The sequence below is a fragment of the Streptomyces sp. MA5143a genome (assembly GCF_900290235.1).
Taxonomy (GTDB): Bacteria; Actinomycetota; Actinomycetes; order Streptomycetales; family Streptomycetaceae; genus Streptomyces.
In genome coordinates this window covers 1-7073 of record NZ_OLMK01000064.1, presented here as the reverse complement: position 1 = coordinate 7073, position 7073 = coordinate 1, and the positions used below count along the sequence as shown (strand labels likewise).

5 protein-coding genes are annotated in these 7073 nt (G+C 61.7%); 3 read left to right on the top strand and 2 right to left on the bottom strand.

What is annotated here, in order from left to right:
* Nucleotides 1–113: 113 nt before the first annotated feature.
* Nucleotides 114–1022 carry a hypothetical protein gene (locus SMA5143A_RS42645; RefSeq protein ID WP_146193961.1) on the top strand — a complete coding sequence of 303 codons (909 nt, stop codon included), beginning with the start codon at nt 114–116 and terminating at the stop codon, nt 1020–1022.
* Between the two features lie 207 nt (nt 1023–1229).
* On the opposite strand, the gene SMA5143A_RS26170 is transcribed toward SMA5143A_RS42645, so the two are convergent.
* A complete protein-coding gene (locus SMA5143A_RS26170; RefSeq protein ID WP_107465303.1) occupies nt 1230–1724 on the bottom strand; it encodes a Pycsar system effector family protein in 495 nt (164 codons plus the stop codon).
* Entirely contained in the window at nt 1721–2434 is a 714-nt protein-coding gene (locus SMA5143A_RS42640) for an adenylate/guanylate cyclase domain-containing protein (protein WP_146193960.1), read from the bottom strand. The genes SMA5143A_RS26170 and SMA5143A_RS42640 overlap by 4 nt, the downstream gene beginning before the upstream one ends.
* A gap of 957 nt (nt 2435–3391) precedes the next feature.
* On the opposite strand from SMA5143A_RS42640, the gene SMA5143A_RS26165 reads away from it, so the two are divergent.
* Nucleotides 3392–4240 carry a hypothetical protein gene (locus SMA5143A_RS26165; RefSeq protein WP_146193959.1) on the top strand — a complete coding sequence of 283 codons (849 nt, stop codon included), beginning with the start codon at nt 3392–3394 and terminating at the stop codon, nt 4238–4240.
* A 1118-nt stretch (nt 4241–5358) separates the two neighbouring features.
* On the top strand, nt 5359–7073 hold a 1715-nt coding region (locus SMA5143A_RS26160), incomplete at its 3' end, for a tetratricopeptide repeat protein (protein WP_146193958.1).

Here is a 7073-nt window from a genome sequence, read left to right as displayed (position 1 = left end):
TCCCGCTACATCGACCTCCCGAGCTATGGCACACATGCGCAGGTTCTTCGACATATCTATGCCAAGTCATCGATGGATGGGCATAATGCTGCTTCGAGAGATCAGGGGGAGCCATGACAGACAGGCCATCGGTATCCGAGATGCTGGAAGATTCCGAAGCGCATGTCGACGAACAGTTGAAGCAGACCCCGGAGGTCATCAAGACCGACGGTCCAATTGATACCGAAGATCTTTATATTGACGCACCTAAGTGGCGCAAATATTCACAGGTTTCCTGCGTATTTGCCGATCTGGCGGGTTCGACGAGTTTGCGTAATGGCCGATGGGAGGCTTCGACGGCTTCCATCTACGACGCAGCCGTCAAACCTGCGGTGCTCATCCTGACGAATTTCGGTGCTGATTTCATCGATGTGCAAGGAGACGCCGCATTCGGCCTCTTTACTGGGGAGTATTCAAAGCGGCGCGCAATTTGTGCTGGAATTACGATCAAAACATTCGGTGAGCGAGTACTCATGTCGGCTCTGGAAAAAAAGTGGCCCGCCAATACACCACAGACGGGATACAAGGTCGGCTGCGCTGTCAGTGATCTCCTCGCCAAGAAGATCGGAATTTCACGCACCGATCATAACGCTCCGGTATGGGCCGGACGGGCCGTTAACTATGCGGCGAAATGTTCGCAGCAAGCCGTAGCTCACCAGATGATTGTCACCAAGCCAGTAGCAGACACGATTCGTTGCAACGAATATCTCTGGTACTCATGCGCTTGCAGTGATGAATCTACGGAACTCTGGTCTGAACAACATGTGGAGAAAGTCTCGGGTAAAGACGCCGAAGGCCTACTTCTGACCAGTAGCTGGTGTGAAACGTGCGGCGACGCTTACTGCGACAAAATCTGCACTGGATCTTGGCGCCGTCCGGACTTGGACTCTAAGCGAAACTTCTTGGCATATGGGAAGTATCAGAAGGTCATCAAGTTCCGCGAAGCCAATGGGCTCCAAATCCGCCGCGGAATCGGTGGCTGATGAGGGTGAAAGACTGCCGCCGGAATGCAGTCATCGGATCGCGGGGATCGTAATCTTTGAGCTCTGAAACCTCAACAATCGCCGTAGATTTTTGCGGACAGGGTCGACCTGGTCAGGGCTAGGCGGCGGGCCCTAACCAGGTGACCTTCCCTCGGCCTCGAAGCTAGTTTGCTCGTTAGGCGTTCACTCGGTCCCGCCTGACTCTTGTTATGCGCCGAAGATTCCAGCCACTGCGACCAAGAAGGCGCCGAGAACTGCAAGCGCGAAAGATCTCTTAACTCTCTCGTGCTTCTTCCAGGCAATTTCACTCATCACAACCAGTTGCCTGGCCAGCACGGGCAGAGGATCTCTCTCGCGCAACGCTGTCTCCAATTCTGCAGGATTCCAATGGCGAACGTGACCGAAGAACACAAAATTGTCGTGACTCTCTGGAGTGACCTTCGCCTTTCGCAAGTTGGGGGAAACAACAGAGATGGCGAAGAGGGCACCAATGGCTAGCGCCGCCACTCCGAGATAGAAGGCCCAAAGTGCACATCCATCGATTCTTCCGAGCCTTCGCCCACTTCCGGAAAGTGCAGTGACGGCAACAAGAATGCCCGACTCTACCGTTAGAGCAAATGATGCCTTGGTGTCTACTTTGCCTGTCCAGTCCACAAGGGTGGAGTGGATTTTCCATGCCGTTTCTTCGGGGCTAGTGCTCACGAGACCACCCGGCCCCACGAGGAGCGATAGACTTTGATTTGCTCGCCACCCACCTCGCGCATCTCTTCACTCCACATACTCTTTCCGTTGCTGCTGGTCTTCCCATCGGCAGCCATCTTCTTGTAGACATCCTCGGTCACGTACGTTCGATAAGGAGGCCGCTTAACGTCGCTCAGCTTTGCCGCAACATTTGGAGCGCGCCCGATCGAGATTAGGTCATTATTATCTCGGACGCCAGCGCGGGCGAGAAACGCCTTCCCCGACGCGATGCCAGTCCCGTGACTCAAAACGAAATTATTTTCGGCTAGTTGAGGGAATCTTTTATCAAGCACGGGTCGCGCGCAATTATCTACAGCCCACTTAATCTTCAGGGCAGAAATAGCGGCACGAGTGCGTGCGCGCTCACCGATATAGATGGCCATCACTCGATCGCCGTCGAAGCTGCGAATATGGCCATCATGGTTCCTGATGACACGAACAGCGCAGTTAAGGAAGGCTCGAACCACCTTAGCAGCTACGGTCGGATGGAATTCCTTTGCAAGACGAGTGGACTCTCGCATATCCGAATATAGATAGACGGCTTCTAGATTCACCGCCCCGTCACGCAGGACGATGTCTTTGGTGCCTGGAACCGTTCGTCCGTCACGCTGCTTCCATGTATGCCCCACAACCTCAGTCAATGCTTCGTCAATTTCGCTTTTCAGTCCCATCCTCGCCGCCCTCGCTCTCAGTCAACACTTGGTCATCGTTGAGGTGGTATACCAGCAGAAGGGGGCATCTGTACGGCAAATGGGCGAATCCATGCACGACCGTCCTGCGGTGCGATCTGCAGCGTTCGGATGGGGTGGGCCTCACTGTTGGGGCAGAAGTCGATGCCCCAGGACGGGGCCGAGGCGCAGCGGCTCGTGCCAGCACTGCAAGAGGGCTCGTGTCTCACTACCCGCATCCCCGCCACGGCTTGCTCTGGTTGACTACATTGGCAGCGTGGCTGGGGCCGGTGGGGGTACAGCGAGGCATACGCGCGCCGGGTCGGCCGGCGCGCCCGCCGTCGTGGCTGACTGTCGTCGGCTGAGGATCAGGCACTCCCAGCACAGCTCCGCCAAGGGACGTGCGAGGCGAAGGCGCGTGCCATTCGCGTGCCAGATCCTGCGGGGAATCACGGGGAACAGCGGGGATTGGCCACAGGTGGGATCAGGACCCGGTAACCGACCCACAGCAGGTCAGCTCAGTAGCCGCCGTCAAAAACCCAAGCTTCCCAAGCTGAGAGCGCGCCGAATGCGGCGGGAGCCTGGGGCTCCCGCCGCATTCGGAATTCTGAGCACAGCAGGCTAGCGATTCTTTTAACTCTGGTCCCGCTTGAGCTTGCGCCCTGCCCTACGGACTTTGCGCCACTCGTTGATCAAATCGGGAAGGCGGCGGAACAGCGCGATGGTGAGCATGACGAACAGCCCGAGGAGTCCGAATAGGGCGAGCATGTTAAGCGTGAGTGATTTCCAGTCCATCACGTTGGTAATTCCCCTCTGTCCGCGTGTCCTTATGCATCAACTCTGAGGCTGCACTTGGGGTGCCAGTACGGTTGCTGCCGAGAGTTGACGACAACTGACGGAACCTGACCTCTGGTCAGGCTGTGAGGACGGGAGACTCTGACGGAATTTGACACTCAAGACGTGGGTCCGCAAGGATCCAAGCAAGACGAATCGACGGTCGATCATGCGGAGAGAAACGTGGCCATACCCATGCCTGACGAGGGACAGGTTCCGGTGGGGCCGCACCGTGATCTCCTGCTTGAGCTTCACGATCTTTACAAGCAGGCCGGACAGCCTGGGGCCCGGCGTATCAGCGAGTCGGTGCGGGAGGCAGAGCTGAAGGACCTGGTCTCCCACCAGACCGTCAGCTCGATGCTCAAGGGTGACAACATTCCGCGATGGACCAAGCTTGAAGCGGTGGTCACAGTCCTAGCGCAGTGGTCCGTTGAGCGGCCAGATGTCAGGGCGGCCGTAAAAAAGATGCATCGCTTGTGGATGCCGACGCAATCCCCCACCACCCCTCCAAACGACGAGTCGCCTGAGTTTGCGCTTGCCTCCCAGGGGCATAGTGGGGGCCAGGCGGAGAAAGTCGCATACGACCTTTCGTCCGTATCGACACTCGAACGATGGGGTATCACTAACGTCGTGCAGGTCGGCAACGGAATGATGATCACTGTCGAGAAGGTCGATGAGAGTACCATCGTCAGGGTTAATGCAGAGCACCCTGTAATAGATCGGTTTCAGGTTCTTGATAAATGCGTCGAAGCCTCCTCGACGCTCGAAGAGGCGCAGGAAAATGCCCGGAATATATCGGCATTGATCGACGCGCTAATTCTCTCCTACGCCGAGGCCTGCAACGACATTAGTGATGAGCTAGCTCCACCTCTCCGGGACTTGTTGAACCTCTGGGGAGCCCATGCGGAGCGCTACGTTAAACAGGGGCGATCCGTGAGCGGCAGGGCAATCGTCATCGGAAGGTCCGCTCGCTGACGAGAGACGCGCACCACTTCCGCACCACAAAGGCACCAGATCGGGCGGGGACAGTGGGGAATCATGGTGGGATAGACCGAGCCCGACGAGGCCGCGTCCCAACCGTTCGCCCATGTCAGCGCCCGAACCAGCCTCAAATGCCCACAGCTTCGCAAGCTGATGGCTCAGCACCGTCGTAGCAGCCCGGTCGTCGTGGCTCGCTCTGGTCGACGGCATTGGCAGCGTGGCCAAGGCTGGTGGGGGTGCAGCGAGACACACACGTGCGTGGTCGGTCGGCGCGCCCGCCGTCGTGGCTGGCTGTCGTCGGCTGAGGTTCAGACGGGGTGCATCGAGGGTGCCGGCCATCAAATGAGTGCGGCGGAGTTGGGCCGTCCCTGGGCCGTCCGAGGACGCTCAGCAGTGGCCAACAACGACCAACGACGACCACCAGGCGCACGAGCCCACCGCTCCTGACCAGCAAAAACCCAGCTCACCAAGATCCCCGGCAAGACCCAGGGCAAGAAGACAGGTCATGGCTCGTCTGTTGGGAGTCCACTGTCTGAGGTGGTACGACTGCGTGTTGGCTGGGGGATTGTGGGTTCGTGCGGTACGTGGCGGTGTCTGCGTGCCAGCATGGTCGGTCCGGAGGCTGATACCTGAAATCTGCTCGGAGGTTGGTTGTGCAGGCTGCTCTGCGCTGGTTGGTGGCGGTAGCGGGTTCAGCTCTGGCATTTGCTGTGGTGGCGGTGCCGTGGGCGCTGCTGTCGGAGGGGGGTGACGATCCGTGGGACGTGATCGGTCCGGTGGCGGGTGTGGTGGCGGCGGGGGTGCTGGCCGCACTGGGCTGGTGGGCGTCACAGACTGGCGGGGCCGGGGTGCGGCGAGTGCGGCAGTCGGCACACGGCGGTGGCCGCATCCGGCAGACGGGAGGCAGCCAGGGCGTAGGGGCCGGATCGCCTGGTACTGCGGTACGTGAGGACATACGGCAGAAGGCGCGTTCCAATGGCGCGGGGGACATTGATCAGGTCGGCGGGGATCTGGCCTGAGCAAGGGGGACGACAGTGGTGGGAGGGTCGGGACAGCGGCGTGCGCGTCAGGAGGCGCAGGCGCACGGGGATGTGACTCAGGTGGCGGGGGACATGCATGTGCATCCCGCGCCGATGCAGGGTCCGTCGGTCGAGTGGCCGGTGTGGGTGGGGGATGTGCCGCGTCCGGCCGCGGCTTTCCAGCCCCGCACGCAGGTGCGCAAGAAGGCCAGGGCGGCGCGTGGCGAGGGCAGTGATGTGGTGCTGTCCGGTCCTGGTGGGGTGGGCAAGAGTCAGCTCGCAGCCTCGCTGGTGCGAGAACTGCGCGATCAGGAGCGTTCTGACGGGGCCGGGCTGGATGTGCTGGTGTGGGTGGGTGCCACCGGTACCGACCAGGTGATCAGCGCGTATGCGGAAGCGGCCGGCCGGTTACAGCTTCCCGGAGTGGCCCCGGACGACGAGGATGGGGCGGCGGGGCTGTTTCTGCGGTGGCTGGCGGCGACCGAACGCCGATGGCTGGTCGTGCTGGACGATGTCACCGACCCGGCTGCGGTCCGGGAGTGGTGGCCCGACAGCGGAGCTGGCCGCGGCTGGGTCCTGGCCACCAGCCGGCGGGAGGACGCCCAGCTCAGCGGCCAAGGCCGCGCCCTGATCCGGATCGGCCTTTACACCGACCCCGAGGCCCGCGCCTACCTCCAGCGCCGACTCACTGACGCCGGTCACGCCCACCTGCACGACCCCGCCCAGGCAGGCGAGATAGCGGCCGAACTCGGCCACCTCCCCCTCGCACTAGGCCATGCGGCTGCGTATCTCATCAACAAGCGGCCCACGATGGCCGACTACCTCACCCTGCTGCGCGACGCCAGGATCTGGCTGGGCGACCTGCTGCCGGCGAGCGCGGACACCGAAGGCTACGGCCGACCCGTCACCGCCTCACTGCTCCTCTCCCTCGACGCAGTCGAGGAAGCCGACACCAGCCGACTGGCCCGGCCCCTGCTCCACCTCGCCTCCCTCATGGACCCCCTCGGCCACCCCGCCACCGCATGGACCACACCCCAAGCCCTAGATCACCTCCGCACGGCACGCCCACCGCTACGCCGCCTTCTGCGTCGGCACCATCCGGCTGTCACCGAAACAGAGGTGCGCAGCGCGCTGGAATGCCTGCGCACCTACGCCTTGATCATCCAGGACACCGCCACCGCCCCCTTGCGCATGCACGCCCTGACCGCCCGCGCCGTGCGGGAGACCATCCCGCGCGACACACTGCCCACCACAGCCCGCACCGCCGCCGACGCGATCATGAGCATGTGGCCCCGCCACGACCACGAGGAACGGGAACTGGCCGCCCTACTACGCGCCAACGTGGTCCACCTCGACCAGCTCACCCGCCCGGCCTTGTGGCAGCCCACGACCCACCTATGCATGTACAAAGCCAGCGACAGCCTCACCGAAGCGGGCCTCTACCACCAGGCGATCGAGTACAACGAAACGACTGTGCGCCTCAGCAGCAACGTCCACGGCTCTGATCATCCCGATACCCTCATCGCCCGCAGCAACCTTGCCGTCTCCTACAACAGGGCCGGACGAGCCCAGGACGCCCTCGACCTGCACAAGCGCGTCCTCACCGACCGGGAGCGGATCCTGGGACCCAACCACCCCAACACCCTCAACGCCCGCCACAACCTCGCTGTCTCCTACAGCTATGCCGGGCGGGTCCAGGACTCTCTCGACCTTGGCAAGCGGGTGCTCGACGACTGGGAACGCGTCCTGGGGCCCGACCACCCCGACACCCTCAACGCCCGCAGTAGCCTTGCCGTCTCCTACAACAA